General features: G+C 62.1%; 14 protein-coding genes and 1 tRNA gene. 8 read left to right on the top strand and 7 right to left on the bottom strand.

Translation table 11 applies throughout. The features are described 5' to 3' along the window. Positions 1–22: 22 nt before the first annotated feature. Entirely contained in the window at positions 23–931 is a 909-nt protein-coding gene (locus AB2N08_RS13050; protein ID WP_367611078.1) for a c-type cytochrome, read from the bottom strand. Between the two features lie 177 nt (positions 932–1,108). On the opposite strand from AB2N08_RS13050, the gene AB2N08_RS13045 reads away from it, so the two are divergent. The 5 genes from AB2N08_RS13045 (at position 1,109) to AB2N08_RS13025 (ending at position 8,198) form a co-directional block, all read left to right on the top strand. After that, positions 1,109–1,184 (top strand) — tRNA-Arg (locus AB2N08_RS13045). 641 nt (positions 1,185–1,825) lie between these two features. After that, on the top strand, positions 1,826–3,229 hold the full coding sequence (locus tag AB2N08_RS13040) for a TIGR03013 family XrtA/PEP-CTERM system glycosyltransferase (RefSeq protein WP_367611077.1): 1,404 nt from the start codon (positions 1,826–1,828) through the stop codon (positions 3,227–3,229). Positions 3,230–3,326: 97 nt separating this feature from the next. Next, a complete protein-coding gene (gene prsK, locus AB2N08_RS13035; RefSeq protein ID WP_367611076.1) occupies positions 3,327–5,402 on the top strand; it encodes an XrtA/PEP-CTERM system histidine kinase PrsK in 2,076 nt (691 codons plus the stop codon). A gap of 13 nt (positions 5,403–5,415) precedes the next feature. Then, complete coding sequence (gene prsR / locus AB2N08_RS13030) at positions 5,416–6,780, top strand: PEP-CTERM-box response regulator transcription factor (protein WP_367611075.1); 1,365 nt, start codon at positions 5,416–5,418, stop codon at positions 6,778–6,780. Continuing rightward, entirely contained in the window at positions 6,777–8,198 is a 1,422-nt protein-coding gene (locus AB2N08_RS13025; protein ID WP_367611074.1) for a right-handed parallel beta-helix repeat-containing protein, read from the top strand. Before prsR ends, AB2N08_RS13025 begins: the two co-directional genes overlap by 4 nt. An 18-nt stretch (positions 8,199–8,216) precedes the next feature. Here AB2N08_RS13025 and AB2N08_RS13020 read toward each other — a convergent pair whose 3' ends face one another. From AB2N08_RS13020 to AB2N08_RS12995, 6 genes are all read right to left on the bottom strand, one after another. Continuing rightward, positions 8,217–9,056: a hydrolase 1, exosortase A system-associated gene (locus tag AB2N08_RS13020; RefSeq protein ID WP_367611073.1), complete on the bottom strand. Its 840-nt coding sequence runs from the start codon at positions 9,054–9,056 to the stop codon at positions 8,217–8,219. Then, positions 9,046–9,909, bottom strand: a complete 864-nt coding sequence (locus AB2N08_RS13015; protein WP_367611072.1) for a hydrolase 2, exosortase A system-associated — start codon at positions 9,907–9,909, stop codon at positions 9,046–9,048. Before AB2N08_RS13015 ends, AB2N08_RS13020 begins: the two co-directional genes overlap by 11 nt. Then, positions 9,906–10,154, bottom strand: coding sequence for an acyl carrier protein (locus AB2N08_RS13010; RefSeq protein ID WP_367611113.1), 249 nt, complete (start codon positions 10,152–10,154; stop codon positions 9,906–9,908). The genes AB2N08_RS13015 and AB2N08_RS13010 overlap by 4 nt, the downstream gene beginning before the upstream one ends. Before the next feature lie 35 nt (positions 10,155–10,189). Then, positions 10,190–11,650, bottom strand: a complete 1,461-nt coding sequence (locus AB2N08_RS13005; RefSeq protein ID WP_367611071.1) for an oligosaccharide flippase family protein — start codon at positions 11,648–11,650, stop codon at positions 10,190–10,192. 43 nt (positions 11,651–11,693) lie between these two features. After that, a complete protein-coding gene (locus tag AB2N08_RS13000) occupies positions 11,694–12,617 on the bottom strand; it encodes a hypothetical protein (protein ID WP_367611070.1) in 924 nt (307 codons plus the stop codon). 288 nt (positions 12,618–12,905) lie between these two features. Then, the gene (locus tag AB2N08_RS12995; protein ID WP_367611069.1) at positions 12,906–15,458 is read right to left on the bottom strand and encodes a hypothetical protein; all 2,553 of its coding nucleotides are present in this window, start codon (positions 15,456–15,458) and stop codon (positions 12,906–12,908) included. Positions 15,459–15,924: 466 nt separating this feature from the next. Here AB2N08_RS12995 and AB2N08_RS12990 point away from each other — a divergent pair, with 466 nt between their 5' ends. Genes AB2N08_RS12990 through AB2N08_RS12980 form a run of 3 tightly spaced genes read left to right on the top strand, consistent with a single transcriptional unit; the run spans position 15,925 to position 19,729 of the window. Then, positions 15,925–16,965 (top strand): glycosyltransferase family A protein, encoded by a 1,041-nt coding sequence (locus tag AB2N08_RS12990; RefSeq protein ID WP_367611068.1) that lies wholly within the window; start codon positions 15,925–15,927, stop codon positions 16,963–16,965. Continuing rightward, positions 16,962–18,710 (top strand): arsenate reductase/protein-tyrosine-phosphatase family protein, encoded by a 1,749-nt coding sequence (locus AB2N08_RS12985; RefSeq protein WP_367611067.1) that lies wholly within the window; start codon positions 16,962–16,964, stop codon positions 18,708–18,710. Before AB2N08_RS12990 ends, AB2N08_RS12985 begins: the two co-directional genes overlap by 4 nt. After that, the gene (locus tag AB2N08_RS12980; RefSeq protein WP_367611066.1) at positions 18,704–19,729 is read left to right on the top strand and encodes a polysaccharide deacetylase family protein; all 1,026 of its coding nucleotides are present in this window, start codon (positions 18,704–18,706) and stop codon (positions 19,727–19,729) included. The genes AB2N08_RS12985 and AB2N08_RS12980 overlap by 7 nt, the downstream gene beginning before the upstream one ends. Position 19,730 lies beyond the last annotated feature (1 nt).

Here is a 19,730-nt window from a genome sequence, read left to right as displayed (position 1 = left end):
GTCTTGCCAATGTCTGCGCTGATTATCTGACTGCGGCGACCATGTAGTCCACCGCAGCCTTGATGTCGGCATCGGGAAGCGTGGAGCCGCCTTTTGGCGGCATGAAGCCGGCTTTTCCCTGGAAGCCCTTGATGGCGTGGTCATACATCACCGTGGCACCCTGGCCAAGTCGCGCGCTCCACGCCGCCTTGTCGCCAAACTTGGGCGCACCCGCGATGCCGGCGCCATGACAGGCGATGCATGCCGTGTCGTAGGCCTTCTTGCCGCTATCGGCGCCGGCAACGACCGGCCCCGCAACCGGTGCGCTCGCCATCGGTTGTGTTGTCGCCACGGCGGCGGCAATTGGCACCGGCGCAGGCGCAGCCACCGCTGCGCCCGCAGCAGCGGCGCCACCGGCCACCGGCGCCGCTGCTGCGGCGGGCGCAGGTGCCGTCGGTTCCTTGAAACTGGCCCCGCTTTTATTGGTCATGAACACGACTGCCCGCGCCACTTCCAGGTCGTCGAGGTCGGGATTGCCGCCCTTGGCCGGCATCGCGCGGATACCTTCGATCGCATGTTTGAGCAGGGTGTCATACCCCTGCGCCAGACGCGCGGCCCAGACGCCGTTGTCACCGATTTTGGGGGACCCGGCCATCCCACTGTCGTGGCACGTGGCGCAGGTGGCGGCATAGACAGCCGAGCCTGCCAACAGGACGCGCGGGGTATTGGCATCACGCAGTGTGAAACCTTCTGCGGCGACGGGCCGGATGCGCGCAGCGATCGCGTCGGCGCTCTTGCCATCGGTGCCGGCGCCGGTCGTGGGCGCACTGGTGACGAAGGTAACCAACAAGATAATGCCGAGGACAATGACTAGGAAGAAACCCGCGACAGCGATCACGAGCTGTTTTGGCGTACGAATGAGGGATTCGTGGTCGTGCTGTGCGTCGCTCATGATTTCCTTAATTCAATTAAAAAAACCGGCCACTGGGGCGCTGCGATCTAGTGGCTTTTTTGCAAGTGCCGTCGAGCATCTTATTATAGTGTAAACCTGTATTGATGCCAGGGTTTTTCAGGCGCTGCCCATGGACGTACCCGGCGAAAGACTGTATCCTTCGCTACGCTTGCCAGTGCGGCTGTAGCTCAGTGGATAGAGTATTGGCCTCCGAAGCCAAGGGTCGCTGGTTCGATTCCAGCCAGCCGCACCAATTCGGCATATTGCGGTTCTTGCCGCTCTTGCCTTCATCATCTGGCGTTGTCTGCAACGCTTGTCTCATCGTTCCCCGCATCGTATCGGCGCCACCTGCGGCGCCGGGTCGCCATGCGCCGGGCGCTTCCCGATTCATCCAGAATTGTTATTAAAGCAAGAGCGCACGATTACGAACATTGCGCAGCTTTATGCACAGTCAATGCTAAAATCCTTCGACTTTATTGCACCAAGGAATTAGTGTTGTCATTCCGATGCGAAAGTATTCATGATTGCACCGGCTTTGTTGCGTGCTGTTGCATCTACCTGACGGGCTGACAGCCTCTCGTTGAGTAAGCAGGTGTTTCCATGCTATATTGAATGTTAAAAATATGTCAAAAAAATAAACATCAAACGATATTTTTATTGCAACAAAATCGCGTCTTTATGGTGGTTTTGGAATAATTTTCTGGTTGGACAAGTGTTCTCCAGGTCATTAGCCATACACAGTGTTGTCGTACATTGGGCCGGGCAACGCTTCGATTTGAAATCAATTGAAATTCTGTCGCTGCCAAGATAGGCAATGGTGGTGTAGCGGGTGTACGGCGCGTGCATCCGGCATCTCGGCATGTAGTAAGCGTAATCATCAATCTGGGGAATAACATGTTTCGGATCTCTAACCACTACGTGTCGAAGATCGTCTTCGTCCTGCTATTCGTGGAAATATTGATCCTGTTGGGGGCCGCCTATGCAGGTGCGGCCATGCGTTTCCTCGACATCGGCGCACCGCTCACGACCGATCAGTTCGATCACTTCCTGGCCTCGGCCGTCGCGTTTGCCGTGGCGGTCAGCTTCAGCATGAGCGCCATGGGCATGTACCAGCTCGATTTCGACGAAGGCCTGCGTCATCCGTTCTTCATGAAGCTGATGCCGGCGTTCGTGATGGGCTTTTTGATCCTGACGCTGGTGTTCTACGTGGCACCCGACCTGTACTTTGGCCGTGGCATCCTGCTGCTCGGGTTCGGCCTGGCCGCTGCCGGTATTTTTATCGCGCGCATCATCTTCTTCAAGACATCCGAACTGAGCCTGATGCAGTCGCGCATCCTGTTCCTGGGTAATGGCGCACTGGCCAAGGAATGCAGTGAACTGGCCCGTAACAAGAACAGCTACCACCGCTACCACGTTGTCGGCTTCATTCCGGTGGGCAGCGATGAAGTGTGCGTGCCGGCCGCCGACTTGCTCAAGGTGCGCGACGGCGATTCGCTCGTGAAGATGGCCAACCAGTATGGCGCGCAAGAAATCGTGGTATCAGTGCAAAACCGGCGTGGCAGTTTCCCGATCAAGGAACTGCTCGACTGCAAGCTGCAAGGCGTGAAGGTCACCGATGCCGCCACCTTCTTCGAGCGCGAAACCTGCCAGATCCGGGTCGATTCGCTGCAGCCGAGCTGGCTGGTATTCGGCGGTGGCTTCGACCAGAGCTTTATCCGCACGTTCATGAAGCGTGGCTTTGACCTGATCTGCAGCACCCTGATCATGGCCGTAACGTTTCCGATCATGCTCGGCGCTGCGCTGGCCGTTTGGCTGGAAGACCGCAGCCCCGTGTTCTACTCGCAGGAGCGGGTCGGCAAAGATGGCAAGATTTTCCGTGTACACAAGTTTCGCAGCATGCGCGCCGATGCCGAAAAGGGTGGGACGCCACAGTGGGCGGCCCAGAACGATCCGCGCGTGACGCGTGTGGGCAACTTCATGCGCAAGACCCGGATCGATGAGCTTCCGCAAATCCTGAACGTGTTCAAGGGCGACATGTCGTTCGTTGGCCCGCGGCCGGAACGCGCCTACTTCGTCGAGCAGCTGATCGAGGTGGTTCCATACTACAATGTCCGTCATAGCATCAAGCCTGGCATCACCGGTTGGGCGCAGGTGCGCTATGGCTACGGATCATCGGCCGAGGACGCATTGCAAAAACTGCAGTACGACCTTTATTATGTGAAGAACAACAGCCTGTTCCTGGACGTGCTCATCCTGATCAATACGCTCAAGGTTGTGTTGTTCCGTAGCGGACGCTGATCATCCTGGATTGACCTGTGGTGCGCGCACCCGGGTCGATGGCTTTTAACGTTTCTATCCCGAATTTTTCAATGGTCGTTTTCATGGATGGCAAACGTTGACCACCATAGCCGTCTACAGCTATAGCGTCGCCGCCATCGGTTTCTTGCTGCTGATCGGCCTGTTGCTCACGATCTGGCGCGGCCGCGTCCAGGTTGCCGCCATCGCCATGGCCTGCGGATTCACCGCGCTCTGGTCCGCCGCTGTGGCATGGCAGGGCGCGGGTGGCCACGAAATGTGGTCGGTCTGGACCGATACCCTCGAAATCCTGCGCAGCGCCGCCTGGTGCGTGGTCCTGCTGCTCTTGCTGGGCAATTCCCGCGATCCTGCCAGCCGCTGGCCCTTCAGCCTGCGTCCGTCCATCTTCATCGGCGCCGCGTGCTATATGGCGTTGCTGCTGGCGACCATCCTGCTGCGCACCGACCTGATGCTCAATCTGGACGGCGGCCTGCTGCCCAATGTCACCGCGCGCGTATGCCAGGCGGTGCTGGGCATGCTGCTGGTGGAGCAGGTGTACCGCAACAAGACGATCCAGGAGCGCTGGGCCATCAAGTTCGCCTGCCTGGGCATCGGCGCCATGTTCGTCTACGACTTCTACATGTACAGCCAGGCGATGCTGTTCCACGAGATGCACCCGGACACCTGGGCTGCGCGCGGCATCGTCAATGCGCTGGCCATGCCGCTGATCGGCACCGCCGTCAAGCGCAGCGTGTCGCGCTCGAACGCCCTGGTGCTGTCGCGGCGCGTGATGTTCCATTCCACCGCGCTGTTCGGCTCGGCGATCTACCTGCTGGCGATGGGGTTTGCCGGTTATTACCTGCGCTATTTCGGCGGCAGCTGGGGCGGCGTGATGCAGGTCGCTTTCCTGTGTGGCGCCTTGCTGCTGCTGACCGGGACCCTGTTCTCCGGCACCTTCCGCGCCTGGCTCAAGGTCTTCATCAGCAAGCATTTCTACAGCTATGGCTACGACTACCGTGAGGAATGGATGCGCTTTACGCGCACCCTGTCGGCCAACAGCACGCATATCGGCGAGCGCGCGATCGAGGCGGTCGGCGCGCTGGTCGAAAGTCCCGGCGGCGTGTTGTGGCAGCGCCGCGACGGCGATGACGGCAATTACCAGCCGGTGGCGGGGTGGCAGGCCACCAGCACCGCGGTCGAACCGGCCGACTCGAGTTTCTGCCGCTTCCTGGAAACCACCCAGTGGGTAATCGACCTGCGTGAATTTGCAGCCCTGCCCGAGAAATACGGCGACCTGGCCCTGCCGGCCTGGCTCGCCGCGTTCCCGCGCGGCTGGCTGGTGGTGCCGCTGATCTTGCATGGCAAGTTGTTCGGCTTCGTCGTGCTGCAGGATGCGCGCAGCGCCGTGTCGCTGAACTGGGAAGTCTTCGACCTGCTGGAAATCGCCGGCAGCCAGGCCGCCAGCTATCTGGCGCAGCAGGATGCGGCCAATGAGCTGATGGTGGCGCGCCAGTTCGAGTCGTTCAATCGCATGTCGACCTTCGTCGTGCACGACCTGAAAAATCTGGTGGCCCAGCTGTCCCTGATGAACGCGAACGCCGAAAAGCACCGCGACAATCCCGAGTTCCAGCGCGACATGCTCGATACCGTGACACACTCGGTCGACAAGATGAAGATGATGCTGCAAAAGCTCAGTCGCAACGACGCGCCGGAACGGCCCTTGCCGCTGCGCGTCGAGAACGTGGTGCGCCAGGCGCTTGCGCTCAAGAGCGCGTTCGAGCCGCATCCGGTGCTGGACGTGGTCGATGGGGGCCTGCTGGTGCTGGCCGACCGCGAACGCCTCGAGCGCGTGCTGGGCCACCTGATCCAGAATGCGATCGAAGCCACGCCCAAGAGCGGCCGTGTCAACGTGGCGATTGCCCGCGCGGGTGGGCAGGTCACGGTCACCGTGGCCGACACCGGCGCCGGCATGAGCGAGGAGTTCATCCGTGAGCGGCTGTTCAAGCCATTCGAATCGACCAAGCCGGCAGGCATGGGCATCGGCGTGTTCGAGAGCCGCGAATACATCCAGGAACTGGGCGGCGCGCTGGCATTGACCAGCGTGCCGGGACAGGGAAGCACATTTACCGTCACATTGCCGCTGTACCGCGAGCAGGGCGCCGAGCGCGCTGCGTGACCAAAGGACAACCGTGAGCCAAACCAAACCAAAACTGTTGATCATCGAAGACGACCCGGGCCTGCAAAAGCAGCTGCGCTGGAGTTTCGACGCCTATGACGTGGTGGTCGCCGACGACCGCGAAAGCGCGCTGGCGCAGATCCGCCGCCACGAGCCGGCCGTGGTCACGATGGACCTGGGCCTGCCGCCCGATCCCGATGGCTCGACCGAAGGCCTGGCCACGCTGCAGCAGATCCTGGCGCTGGCGCCGGAGACGCGCGTGATCGTCCTGACCGGCAACCAGGACCGCGCCAATGCGGTCAAGGCGATCGCCATGGGCGCCTACGACTTCCACCAGAAGCCGCCCGAGCCTGAAGTGCTGAACCTGGTGATCCAGCGCGCATTCTTCTTGCACAATCTGCAGGAAGAAAACCGCCGCATGCAATCTGGCCAGGCCGACTCGCCGATGGCCGGCGTGATCAGCCGCGACCCCGGCATGCTCAAGCTGTGCCGCAGCATCGAGAAGGTCGCCCCGACCTCGGCTTCGGTAATGCTGCTGGGCGAATCGGGCACCGGCAAGGAAGTGCTGGCGCGCGCGGTGCACGCGCTTTCACCACGCGCCAAGGAGCGTTTCGTCGCCATCAACTGCGCCGCGATTCCCGAGAACCTGCTCGAGAGCGAATTGTTCGGCTACGAAAAAGGCGCCTTCACCGGCGCGGCCAAGCAAACCAAGGGCAAGGTCGAACTGGCCCACGGCGGCACGTTCTTCCTCGATGAAGTAGGCGATTTGCCGATGGCGCTGCAGGCCAAGCTGCTGCGTTTCTTGCAGGAGCGCGTGATCGAGCGTATCGGCGGCCATGAAGAAATCGCGGTCGACGTGCGCATCGTGTGCGCGACGCACCAGAAGCTCAAGGAGTTGTGCAGCACCGGGCGCTTCCGCGAAGACTTGTATTACCGCCTGTCCGAGATCGTTGTGACGATCCCGCCGCTGCGCAACCGCCAGGGCGATGCGGCCCTGCTGGCGCACCACTTCAAGAACAAGTTCTGCGCCCAGGAATCGCGCCCGACGCTGCACTTTTCGCCCGACGCGATCGCGGCGATCGAAGGCTACGCGTGGCCGGGCAATGTGCGCGAGATGGAAAACTGCGTCAAGCGCGCCGTGATCATGGCCGATGGCCCGACCATCGTGGCCGACGATCTGGGTCTGCCCGAAGGCGACACGCCGGTCGAAGAGCCGCTGAACCTGCGCCAGGTGCGCGACGAGGCCGAGCAGGGCGCCATCGTGAAGGCGCTGGCACGCGCGGACGGCAATATCGTCAAGGCGTCGGAAATGCTGGGCATCAGCCGGCCGACCATGTACGACCTGATGAGCCGTCACGGCATCAAGAGCAGCGCATGATGCGCAAGGCCGTCGTCGGCGCGCTGGCGCTGCTGGTGCTGGGCGCCGCCGGCGCAGCCTACCTGGTCGAACGGGTGGGCGTGACGCCGCGCGCGCTGGCGCCGTATATCGAAAAACGCACCAGCGGCCACAATCCGGTCATCGTCAAGGCGGGGCAGGTCAGCGCCGCGCTGTTGCTGCGGCTCGATCGGGGCGAAGCGGCGCTGCCGGCGGACTTCGCCATCACCCTTGGCGCGCAAGCGGGCGCCGTCGGCGTCGATGCAGCCGGCGCCATCGAAGTGGCCACGCCGGACGCGCTGCGCGCTGCGCTGGCGCAGGCCAACCCGGGCGACACGATCACGCTGCTGCCGGGCGTGTACCGGTTCGGCGGCGCACCGCTCGACGTCAACCGGCCCGGCCGCGCCAGTGCGCCGATCGTCGTGCGCGCCCTCAAACCGGGCAGCGCGCAGCTCGAATTCGACCTGATGGAGGGCTTTCGCGTCAAGGCGCCACACTGGCGTTTTGAAAACCTGGCCATCCGCGGCGTGTGCGCCGAGGACCGCTACTGCGAGCATGCCTTCCACGTGGTGGGTGCGGCCAGCCATTTCGTCGCGCGCAACAACACGATCACCGACTTCAACGCCCACTTCAAGATCAATGGCGAACAGGGGCGCTTTCCGGACGACGGCCTGATCGAGCAGAACACGCTGACGGCAACGCGTGTGCGCCGGACATCCAACCCGGTCACGCCGATCGACCTCGTCGCCGCCAATGGCTGGACCATGCGTGCCAACGTGATCAGCGATTTCATCAAGGGCGAGGGTGACCTGATCAGCTATGGCGCGTTCGCCAAGGGCGGCGGCAGCGGCAACGTCTTCGAGCGCAATCTGGTGTGGTGCGAACGCACCCTGCGCGGCGTGCCGGGGCAGCGCGTGGGGCTGTCGCTGGGCGGCGGTGGCACCGGTGCGGCAGTGTGCCGCGACGGGCGCTGCATCACCGAGCACGAACAAGGCACGCTGCGCGCCAACCTCGTGATGGGGTGTTCCGACGTCGGCATCTATCTCAACAGCGCGGCGCGCAGCAGTGTCGTGGACAATACCTTGCTCGATACGGGCGGCATCGACGTGCGCTTTGCAACGAGCAGCGCGCGCCTGGACGGCAACCTGGTCGATGGGCCGATCCGCAGCCGCGACAACGGCTTGCTGCACCTGGAGGATAACCGCAGTACGCCGCTGTGGCAGATGTTTGCTGGCTACCACCCTGTGCGCAACCTGTTCGCGGCGCCTGCCAGCGGGGATCTGCACTGGGACGGCGGTGCGCCCGGGCGGGCCTCTGGCGCCACCGCCGGGACCGACTTGTGCGGCGCGCAGCGTGGCAAGAGCGCCATCTACGGCGCGTTCGACGATTTCAACAGCTGCCTGGTGAACGGAGCGCGCTGACCGGAGCGTACGTTTTACTTACCAGCTGCGCAGCCAGCTGCCGGTCCAGTGCGCGACCTGGTCACGCCAGACGCGGCGCGAGAACGTGTGGTCGGCCCGGTCGATCCGGTACTGGGTCACGCGCGACGATTGCAGCAACTGGCGCCACTTCGGCGTGGCCTCGGCCAGGTCGCAGAATTCGCGGCCGGTCAGGTCGGCGCCGCTGATGATCACCAGCACCTGGCCGCCGAAGGCGTGCAGGCCGGCGTGCATCCGGTCGGGCAGCGCGAGCGTGGTGCGCGGCCCCGTTCCCGGGCCGAACGCGGTGCGCACCAGCTGGAACATCGAGGCCAGGGAGCGCCGGTAATTGAAGCTGCCGCGCAGTACCCGCGCCCAGAATGCGCGGTCCACCAGCTGGTCGCGGTAATAGTGGCGCAGCGTGGTGCGGGCGATGCTGTCGGCCGTGCGGATCCACGGGTTGAGCAGCACGACGCCGCTCACGCGCGCGTCCAGCGGCGCGTACATCATGGCCGCCGAGGCGCCATCGCACAGGCCCCACAGCACCACTTCGCGCACGCTTGGCGCGGCCGCCATGAATGCGTCGATCGCTGCCTTGATATCGTCCTGCACGTCGCCAAATGCGCGCTCGGCGCCTTCGCTGTCGCCCATGCCGCGGTAATCGAAGCGCATGGCGGCGATGCCGTTCATGGCCAGGCTGCGCGCGAGCAGCGTGAACTGGCGGTGACTGCCGGCGCGGTATTGCGGTCCGCCCACCACCACCAGCACCGCGCGCGTGCCCGGCGTCTCGGGCAGGTTCAGGATGCCATACAGGCTGTCGCCATGGCAGTCGAAGGCCACGACCCGTTCTTCAATGTCCATCGCCGTGCTCCTGCAAGGCCGTCGAGGTGGCCGCCAGCCAGGCCGGCGAGATCGTGATTTCGGGGGTGGTCCAGAATGGCGGGCAGTGCACCTGGTGCAGCGTCAGGTCGACCTGACGCTGCAGCCAGGCCGCGCTGGCGCGCGCCGTACCGGGCGACACGCCGGGCGAAGCGCCCTGGCCGGTCATGCCCAGCGCTTCGAACCAGTGGACCGGGCAGTCAGGCGTGAAGTCTTCGAGCGGCGCCAGCGCATCGATGGCGGCGGCCAGTTCGGGCGCCAGGTCGTAGCCGCTGATCTCGAGCGTCTCGCCGGCCTGCAGCGAGGCGCGCAGCGCCGCCGTGCCGGTATGCCCGGACGCGCCCTCTGCCAGCAAGGCGCCGACCGTGCGCAGGCGCAGGAACTGGGTCAGGTAGGCCGAACCACTGAGCACCGGCTGCCACAGGATCAGGGTCTTGACCGGGTGCTGCGCGGTGCGTGCATAGTCCAGCGCCAGCAGGGCGCCCAGGCGCAGGCCCCACAGCAGCAGCGGCTGGCCAAGGCGTTCGTCGAGCCAGCGCGCGCCAGCGGCCAGGTCTTCTTTCCAGATGTCCCAGCGCGCATCGCCAAAATCGCCGCTGCTGTCGCCGCAGCCGTACAGATCGAGTTGCAGCACGCCATAGCCGAGCGCCGCCAGCGCGCGCGCCTGAAGCGCCGCGATCCGGCGCGAGCGGTTCATTTCTTCGGCAAACGGCGGCACATACAGCACCGCCCCACGGCATGGCCCGTGCGGTGGATGAAACAGGCAGAAGCGCTGACCGGCACCAATCTTCAGGAAGAACGGCTCGGCGGAGGACGCAACCTGGCTGGCTGTCATTCGGCCTGCTTCTGCGCGACGAACGCAGCGAGCGTGCCCACAGTGGCGAAGGTGCTGGCGCTGATGTCGTCGTCGTCGATGGCGATGCCGAAACGTTCTTCGAGTGCGCCGATCAGGCTGACCACGGCCATCGAATCGAGCTCCGGCAGGCTGCCCAGCAGGGGCGAATCTTCGCTGAGGTGCTGGCCCGACTCGCCCAGGGCAAGCACGTCAATCAGGATGGTCTTTACTTCATCGAAGTACATAATCGTCATTCTCGTCTGGAGGAACCTTGTTCGAATTATACAGTCGGGAGCAGCCGACCCAGTCTCATCTTGACCGTCGCGGTCATGCGATGCACTTCTTCGAGCAGTTCGTGCCGGGTTACGCGCAACATCAGGTACCAGAACAGGGCCAGCGGCGTGAGCATGACCAGCAGGCGCACCAGCGCCGGCCAGTCGGCGGGAATGACCAGGTTCAGGACAGCGCCGGCCGCCGTCGTGCCGATCGCGACCCACGCACTTGGCACCATGGCGCGCAGCAGCGGTATCAACCCCCACTGGAAGTAGCGCTTCTGCTGCATGATGACGATGGGCGTGGCGGCGAGCGATGCCCAGCACAGGGCCCAGGCGAAACCCGTCAGGCCGCCGTCGAACAGCGCAACGCCAAAACCGATCCGGGTTGTCAGGGTGACCAGGACCGGAATCGCACTCAGGTACGGGCGCCCGATGGCGACGATGGCCGGATGAATGTAGTTGAACGTCATGCCGACCGCAGCGGCAATCGTCAGCGGCAGGATCGCCGGCACGCTGGCCAGCCAGGTCGCGCCATACAGCGCCAGCACGATTTCATGACCCAGCAGGGCCGTCAGGGCGAGCGCAGGCCATCCCACGCCGGTCAGCAGCGCCGTCGCCCGGCTCATGGTCGGGATCAGAGATTCGCCACGGTGGTAGGTTTGGGCCAGATAGGATACGGCGCCATAGTTGACCGTCGAGCCGGCGACGTAGGTAAAGATCGTCACCGTCGAATTTGCACGGCTGAGCAAACCGACCAGGCGTGCCGATCCCATCTTGCCCAGCAAGATGTCGGGAATGGCATTGTTGATCGCCACGGTGCAGCTCGTCAGCAGCGAACCCAGCCCGAAGTGGGCCACGCTGCGCCAGTGCCGAAACGATGGGCTCCATGGGGTGTTTTTTGGACGTAGCGGGATGTATGCAATTGCACAGGCCAGGATATTGATCAGGTTAGCCCATGCCAGGCTCATGCTGCCGAATCCCAGTTTGGCTAACACCAGGCAGCTGATGCAGAAGCTGGAGGTGCCAACGGCCATCACGATGGCCTGCTTTTCCGCTGCGAATTCGCGTGTCAGCAAGGCATTGGTCACCGTGCCGAATGGAATGAACAGGAAGCCGATTGCCAGCACCTGCATGACCGGCACGATCTCGGGCTCATTGAACCAGCGCCCGATCCAGTCGCTGGCCAGGAACATGCTGATGGCGATCAGCCACGACGTGGCAAACACGACGCCGGTGGCCGAGCGGATCTTGTCTGGTGTAAGTACCGACTCACGCTGCAGGTAGGTCGATACACCGAAGTCGCGGAACACATGCGCCAGATTCACGAAGACCACCGTCATCGAGTAGACGCCGATCTCGCTCGGGCTGAGCATGCGCGCCAGCAGCACGCTGACAATGAATTGCAGAAGCGCTGCGCCGGACGAGGAGAAGAAGTTGATGACCAGCGAGCGGCGCAGATTTACCATACAGCGTGTTACCAGGTGATGATGAATGAGCGCAGCGGTCGAGCTAGGCAGGAACGCCGCTGATCAGGCGCAGTGCCTGGCGTGACGTGACTTCATACTTGTTGTTAATGAAACGCATTGAACCGATGAAGTGGAAGAATGCCGTGTCGGTCGTCGCCTCATCAGGTGTGGCGTACTTGGGGTACGGCAAGGCCCGGGTGCCCGGCATATTCGATGCGACGTAATTCGATGTGATCTGCTCCGTGCCCCATTCGGTCCAGCGCTCACCAAACTTGCCGCCCATGCGGCGCGAAAAATCAAGCATCGTCTCGCGCATCGTCGTCGAGCGTGGGAAACCCGAAAAGCCGGAGCACCCCCGGATATACACGGCGTTCTCTGGCAGGCCGGCAAACACCATTTCCGTTTCGACAACACCCTGGATATGGGCGCCGGGATGCATCCAGGGCAAGGCATTTTCACGTGCTGCGGGCAGCGAACGCACCGGAGTATCTGGCATTTCACCGAGCACGAAGCCATTCTGGTTGCGGATCGCTTCGAGCACCTCTGGAATCGGACGCACTGTCAGCGTATCGGCATCGAGCTGAATCACGTAATGATCACGGACATATTCCGAAATGGCAAACAACCTCTCCCATGTGCCGCCACGCGGAATGTCCGGGTGAGTGAACTCATCGGCGTCGCGCAACTCGATGTGTGGTACCTGCTGCCTGAACGCTGCGCGGTCGTCGTCCGTGATCGATGGATCGCAGACCACCACGATACGCTCGGGATTGACGAAGTGGATGAAGGATTTGACAGCAACCAGGTAGACGTAGACGTCACGCGTATGGACCATCGACAGCAGCATGAAAGGCACGTCGCCCCGACTGGCGGGCTTCGTTGCCATGACCTTCAGGGCTACCTTGTGGTGGCGCGCCCGAAAATAATCACGTTTGACACGCTGAATGATCCTGTTCATCAACGACATGTACGCTAACTCCTGACTTGACTGATCTCGAGACTGGCTTGCCTGTTTCATGAACAGCAAACAGTGGTCCTGTATAAATTCTTGCTATTACGCACGACATTATAAGCTGCTACAGCAAGCGCACACCGCCCGTCACCGAAATTGTTGCAATTGAAAGATTGTTGTAAATAAACAGTGAAAATCGCGTGACCGGTGACGAGATGGCGCCGACATACCCGGCCCAGATGTACGCTGGCCGGGCGCTTTGGTTAATCCAAAGGCCCGGCCAGGAGGGTTACTGCATCGTGCTTAACGCGGGACGATGGCCCACTGCGGCGAGTTCTGGTATGGCGGCTTCGCCGAGCGGCTTTCGAACAGCGTCCAGGCCTGTGCAGCGTTGGGAATCCCCGACGTGGCCGAAACTGCCAGAGCTGGCTGCATATTCGCTGGATAGCCCAGTGTCGAGTCCGCATAGCCGGTCATGCGACGGAACTCAAACTGGAAATGGTGAACCAGCGACAGGAAGTCAACTTGCGCCTGGCTACCGCAAGGCTGGTCGATGTAGCGCAGACCTTGTGGATGAATGAACAGGGTGCCATTGTCGTCGTAGTGATTCGGACCGTCGTAATTCGATTTATACAATTGTTCAAAGCTGTCGTAGATCGGCGAGGTTGGCGAATCGCGGAACTTGAGCTGGTACGCAGCACCCTGAATCCAGCAGTAGCCTGGTGCCGTCATGCGGCCAACCGGGTAGGTGGCTTTCCACTTCAGAATCGGCGTTGCCTTGGTGAAGCCCAGTTCGGACAGGTAGCCAAAGCTCCAGGTCAGGAAATCGTCCTGCCATGGTGGCGAGGTCGTCAGACTGGCGGCATTCTCACCCGATCCATCGTACATGCCCAGCTTGTTCGGGTTACCCACCACATAGGTCTTGTGGTAAAAGTCAAGATTGTTGTCGAGCTGTTTCGTGAAATACGCTTTCAATGGATGAGAATCGGGCGTGATGTAGGCGCTGTGGCCAAGCGTGCGCAGCGACCAGGCTTGTCCGCGCAGCTGTTGCCAACGCACAAGGCCTTGTCCGTTGCCATTGTTGCCCGGATCGGTGCCCAATGGATTCCATGCGGCCCAGAACTGCAACTCTTCCAAATAGTAATAGTCGCCGGTAACCAGGTATGGCAGGTAGGCCAGTGATGGCTGGTGTGCGGTATCAGGTTCAAAAGGCGTAGCAGCATTGACAAAGCGCGGTATCGGCAATGGTCCCACGGTCGACAGATTGTAGTGCGTGGTGACGCGGGAGTTTGCTTCATTGTCGGTACGAATCGGGTAACCGGTGTTTTCGTCGCGATAGTGGATGGACCATGTGCCCGATCCATCGGCCGCAGCCATCATCGCGTTGCGTGCCCGCTTGTCCATCGAAAGCAAGTACATTGCCGAGAACCCTGGCAGCGGGCCAATGTCGCCCCGTCCACCAGCCATCGGCATGTAGTCCACAATCGGGCCTACCTTCATCGGCCCGCTGTTGACGTCCGAAATACCCTGGCCCCAATTTGCCAGTTCTTTTTCAGACGGCACAATGGTGCTGTCGAAGTTTGGCACGGCCTTGGTGGCCATCAGGTACTTGGAATTGAGCTTGACGTCAATGAGCGGAACGCGAGCCGCATCCCACCAGCCATTCTGGTGCCAACGTGCGTGATGGTAGTGGAGCAGTGCCGACTTGGCGTATACCGAGCGCCCTGCCACTTCGACGTTGACGTCATAGGTAAGGTTACTGCCGGTGACAAATGCCTTGTTGTTTTCGACCACGACATCAACTCGCGCCTGTTTCGCCAAGCCGGAGTACCAGCGTACGTCGAAACGCGCAGCCAGTCGGGGCTGCACCACGCCAGCGGCATTCTTCAGCGGTGCATTCAGATGCCATTCGTTAGCGATATTGCCGGAAAGCCAGTTACGTGGCGCGGTATCGGCGGCCAGCGCGTCAGCCAGCGAGGCGGTGTACTTCACGCCGTCGAGCGTCACGGTGACCTTGCTGGTCAGACCGGAGGCTGCGAGCGTTTGCAGGCTTTCCGCGCTCTTGGTCGACGCGCTCGATTTGACCAGTTGCAGGGTTTGCGTCTGACCGAGTGCCAGTGCAGGCAGCACACCCGAAATAACCACGTGACGTACTGAACCATCAGCATGGGTGGCCTTGATGTCGCTTTGCAGACGAATCAGGGTGCCGTCCGGCAACTTGGCGGCCAGGCCTTCCTTGGCATTCATTTGGCCTTCGGCGATTACCTGGCCGAAGGTGAACGGCACATTGGTCTGGGCCGCACCGATATTCTGGATGCTGAAGTCTGTCAGCAAGACGCCCGCGACAATGGGTGTTGCGCTGCCCTTGTCATCTGCTGGCGTGCTTGGCGTTACAGGGGTAACTGGCGAAGTCGACGTCGGCTTTGGCGTGAACGCTGTGGTGGTTTTTGCCAGCGACACGGTATCGGTCGCGGTGTCACCGCCGCCGCCGCCGCAGGCGGTGAGCATGACGGCGCACATGGCGGTGACGATACGGGTGCTGGTACTACGTACTAGAACCTGAGCAGGATGCAGCGCGAAACTGTGTTCGTCGCTCGCAGCTTGAATATTCAGAGTGGTCATATAAGAATTCGTGGAGTGGGGCAACTGATTCGCCAAGGAAAGAATTTCTTCGAAGAACTTAACTTTACCCTGATCCATCATTTGTGTGTTCTGATTCCCGCCAAATTCCATTTGTTTCCACACGAAAACAACAGATAAAGCACAAAGCGCTAACAAAATGTAGCGATATGTCAAGCGATTAATTTGCTTCATTGGCGAAAAGCCAAATGAATTAAAAATCGAGCAATGATTCATCACCAATATTTCCTGATTTTGTTGTAAGAACGCAGGTCGAAGGCTGCATATAGGCATCTTTTGACGCCGAGCTATCCTAAAGCAATCTATCCAGGATGATGTAATTGCTAGCGATTTTGCATGCAGTTTTATTCAGGGATTCATTTGGCACGACAAGTTCATCATTCTCGAAATCGCTCATTTATAATCAAACAATATTTACTGAAAACCCTCGCAAAAACATTTCCAAGAATAAATATATATTTCTTTTAAAAAACATATTCAGATGGCTGCAGTGAGTGCATTGTTAAAAGCGGATGATCGATCCGATGGCCTGTCATCGGCTTGCAAACAAACCGTGGGGCGTGATGTAGCTGCGGCTGCCGCTCCGCGCGAATACTGCGTACTGGGGATCGGGTGTGTTAGGATGGCAAGATTCTTTCCGCGGCCCTGGCCTGCCGCAATCTAACGCACCGAAGGCGAAGAATTGTCATCCCGCGATAATGCCCGACCACTTGAAAGCCTTCTGGCGCGCCGCGATCCGCATCCCGGACGCCATATTTCGGTCATTGTTCCCACGCGTAACCGGCACCTGCTGCTCGAGCGAATGCTCACGCGCATTGATGCCCAGACGTTCGACGACTTCGAAGTCATCGTGGTCGATGACGGTTCCAGCTTGGATACCCGCAAGGCGTATGCCGGCTTTCAAGAACGGTTCGACAGCCGATTCCGGGTGATCGAACTGGGCATTGCTGGCGGACCGGGCTTCGGACCGTCAGTCGCTCGTAATATCGGCATCGACGCTGCCAGTGGCGACATCGTCACCTTCTGCGACGACGATGACGTATGGACCAGCCACACGCATCTGGCCGCGATGGCCGAGGTGTTCGACAGCCAACCCGACGTCGACCTGTATATCGCCAATCAGATTGCAGTATCGCACCTTGGCGTCACCGAACGCGCGCACTGGTTGCCGGCGCTCGTCGAGATGGTCGCAAATCGCCCGCGCACCCATGCGCATGGTTACCAGATCGCGCTGGATGAGCTGACGCGCGCAGGTGGCTTTGCGCAGCTCAATATCCTGGCGCTGCGCAAAAGCACGGCCGAGCGCATCGGCGGTTTCTGGACCCGCACCTCGTACGAGGAAGACCGCGATTTCTTCTGGCGCGCGGCCGATGCGGCGCGCGCCGTGTTCTTCAACCCCGACCTGGTGGCGCAGCACAATGTGCCCGATCCGGCGCGCCAGAACAATCTGTCGCGCAGCTTTTCGCAGCCCGAACGCTGGCTGCTGTCGGCCCTGGTGTCGCAGCACATCGCGATGAGCGTGGACAGTCCCGCGATCCGCCGGCTATGCCAGGTCTACGAGGGCGATATCCTGCGTCACCTGTCGCGCTACTGGTCCGGCCAGGGCCGGCATGCGCTGGGCATGCAGTACGCGCGCCGCGCGCTGGCCGCGCGCGCGTCATTCAAGTGGGCGATGTATACCGGCGCCCTGGCGGCGCGTCAGCTGATCCGGGGCCGGGCATGAGCACGCGCGACAAAGTGCTGGTCATCGGGGACGACACCCGCAGCTTCCTGGCCACCGTGCGCTCGCTTGGGCGCCAGGGCCTGGAAGTGCATGCCGCGCCGTTCGACTTCCGGTCGCCGTCGCTGGCGTCGCGGTATATCCACGCGGTCCATTTCTTGCCGTATTACCTCGACGGCGGCGCCGCCTGGCTGGCCGCGATCGAAACACTGCTGCGCGAGCACGATTTCAAGCTGGTCATTCCGTGCGACGAGCGTGGCCTGCTGCCCCTGTGCCTGCACCGCGACACCCTGGCGGCCCGCTGCGCGCTGGCGATTCCGTCGGCCGCTACGCTCGACACGTTCTTCGACAAGGTCAAGACGCGCGAACTGGCGCAGGCGTGCGACGTCGCGGTTGCGCCGGGGCGGATGCTGGCGCCACATGACACAGTCGAGACCATCGTGGCCGACATCGGCCTGCCGATTGTGATCAAGGAACCGATGTCGTACGCCTTGCCCGAACTGTACGTGCGCACCAGCACCCGCATCGTCGACGATCGCGAGGCACTGGCGGCATGGCTGGCAAAGCAAGACCGGCACGCCCCGATCCTGTTCGAACAGAAGTTTCCCGGCTTTGGCGCCGGCGTCTCGGTCCTGTGCCATGAGGGCGCGGTGCTGCAGGCTTTCGAGCATGTCCGCGCCCACGAATTCAACGGCAGCGGCTACTACCGCAAGAGCGCCGCGCTCGATCCGGGCCGGCTGGCGGCGGTGGAGCGGATGGTGCGCGCCAGCCGCTACACCGGCCTGGCGATGTTCGAGTTCAAGATCGACGGTGAGGGTGGCGGCTGGATCCTGATCGAAGTGAATGCGCGGCCATGGGGCTCGCTGCCCTTGCCGGTATCGATCGGCGTCGATTTCCCGTATCGCCTGTATCGCTTGCTGGTGCGCGGCGAGACCACGCCGGCGGTGGACTATCCCGCCGGTCGCTACTGCCGCAACCTGGTGCTCGACATGTGGCAGACCAGAATGAGCGCTGCCGAACTGGCGGGCCGGCCAGGCAAGCTGGCCGCACACTACGCCAGCTGGGCCTGGGGTTTCCATCGCCTGCTGATCGGCCGCGAACACTTCGATACCCTGGTGCTGGACGACCCGCAGCCCGGCCTGCGTGAACTACGCGAGCTGGTCGCGGGTCGCCTTGCCGCGCGACACCAGCGCCGCAAGGGACAGCCGGCAGTTGCCCGCCTGAAGCAGCGCCTCGGCGAACTACTGGCAAGCGCTGGCGCGCGTCCGGTCGAGGTGCTGTTCGTCTGCCAGGGCAATATCAACCGAAGCAGCTATGCCGAACTGAAATCGGCGCAGATGTTTGCTGGCGCCAAGCTTCATTTCGCTTCGGCCGGCATGCTGCCGCGCAATCAACGCCCGTCGCCTGCGGTGGCCATCGCAGCGGCGGCGCGCCATGGCGTGGCCATGGACACGCACCGCTCGCGGCATGCCAGCGCGCCATTGCTGGAAGCGGCCGACCTGGTGATCGCGTTCGATCGGATCAATCTCGACAGCATCGCGGCGCGGTACCCGCATCTGGCCGACCGGATCTACCTGCTTGGCGAAGCCGATGCGGGCGACGCGGCCGATGTCCAGATCCTCGACCCCGAGGGCAAGGACGACACCACGTTCCTGTCGACCTATCGGCGCATCGACGCCTGCCTCGCCGCGCTGCAACCCACTGTGTCGGCGTCTTCTGAATCCCTGCGAAAAAATACCCCATGCTAGGCACGAGCAACCATACCACTGCCAGGCTTGCCGCCGGAGAGCGGCCAGTGTTGCTGGTCATCATCGACACCGAAGAAGAATTCGACTGGGGCCAGCCGTTCGACCGCAGCAGCGTCGGCACCAGTTCGATCGCCGCGCAACCTCTGATGCACGAACGCGTGTACGACCGCATGGGCATCGTGCCGACCTATATGATCGATTGGCCTGTAGCGACCACGCCGGCATCGGTTGCGGTGCTGCGCGATCTGATGGAAGCGGGGCGCTGCGAGATCGGCACCCACCTGCATCCCTGGGTCTCGCCGCCGTACGATGAAGACGTCACGCACTTCAATTCGTATGCCGGCAATTTGCCGCGCCAGCTCGAATTCGACAAGTTGCGCATGATCACCGAGGCGATCACCACCTCGTTCGGGCGCGCACCCGTGGGATTCAAGGCCGGTCGTTACGGCCTGGGGCCGCACACGGCCGATTCGATTGCCTCGCTCGGCTATCGCGTCGACGCCAGCGTCGTACCTTACAGCAGCTTCCAGGACGATGGCGGTCCCGATTTTCGTGCATTCGACGAGCATCCGTACTGGTGCGCGACGGGCGCTGCCACATTGCTCGAATTGCCGGTCACGACCGGCTATGCCGGCTGGCTGCGCAGCCACGGGCCGGCCCTGTACGAGCTGGCGCAAAAGCCATGGGCGCGCAAGGCGCGCCTGGGCGGCGTACTGGCTCGCAGCGGCGCGCTCGAACGCATTCGCCTCAGTCCGGAACAGGCCAATGGCGCTGAAATGCGGCGCTTGACGCAAGCCCTTCTGGCCGACGGTTGCCAGGTTTTTTCGCTCACCTATCACAGCCCGTCGATGGTCCCGGGCCATACACCCTATGTTCGCACGGCCGCCGACCTGGAACGCTTCATCACCATGGTGCATGATTATTGCGCCTGGTTCCGCGATGCCGGCGGCCAGTTCATGAGCGTGTCGCAGCTGCAGGCCCATCTGGCGGCGCAGACCGGCGCCGCTTCACCCGCTTGAG

The organism is Massilia aurea, assembly GCF_040790145.1.
GTDB classification, from domain to species: Bacteria; Pseudomonadota; Gammaproteobacteria; order Burkholderiales; family Burkholderiaceae_D; genus Telluria; species Telluria aurea_C.
The sequence above is the reverse complement of the archived record's forward strand: the minus strand, read 5'-3'. Positions and strand labels throughout refer to the sequence as shown.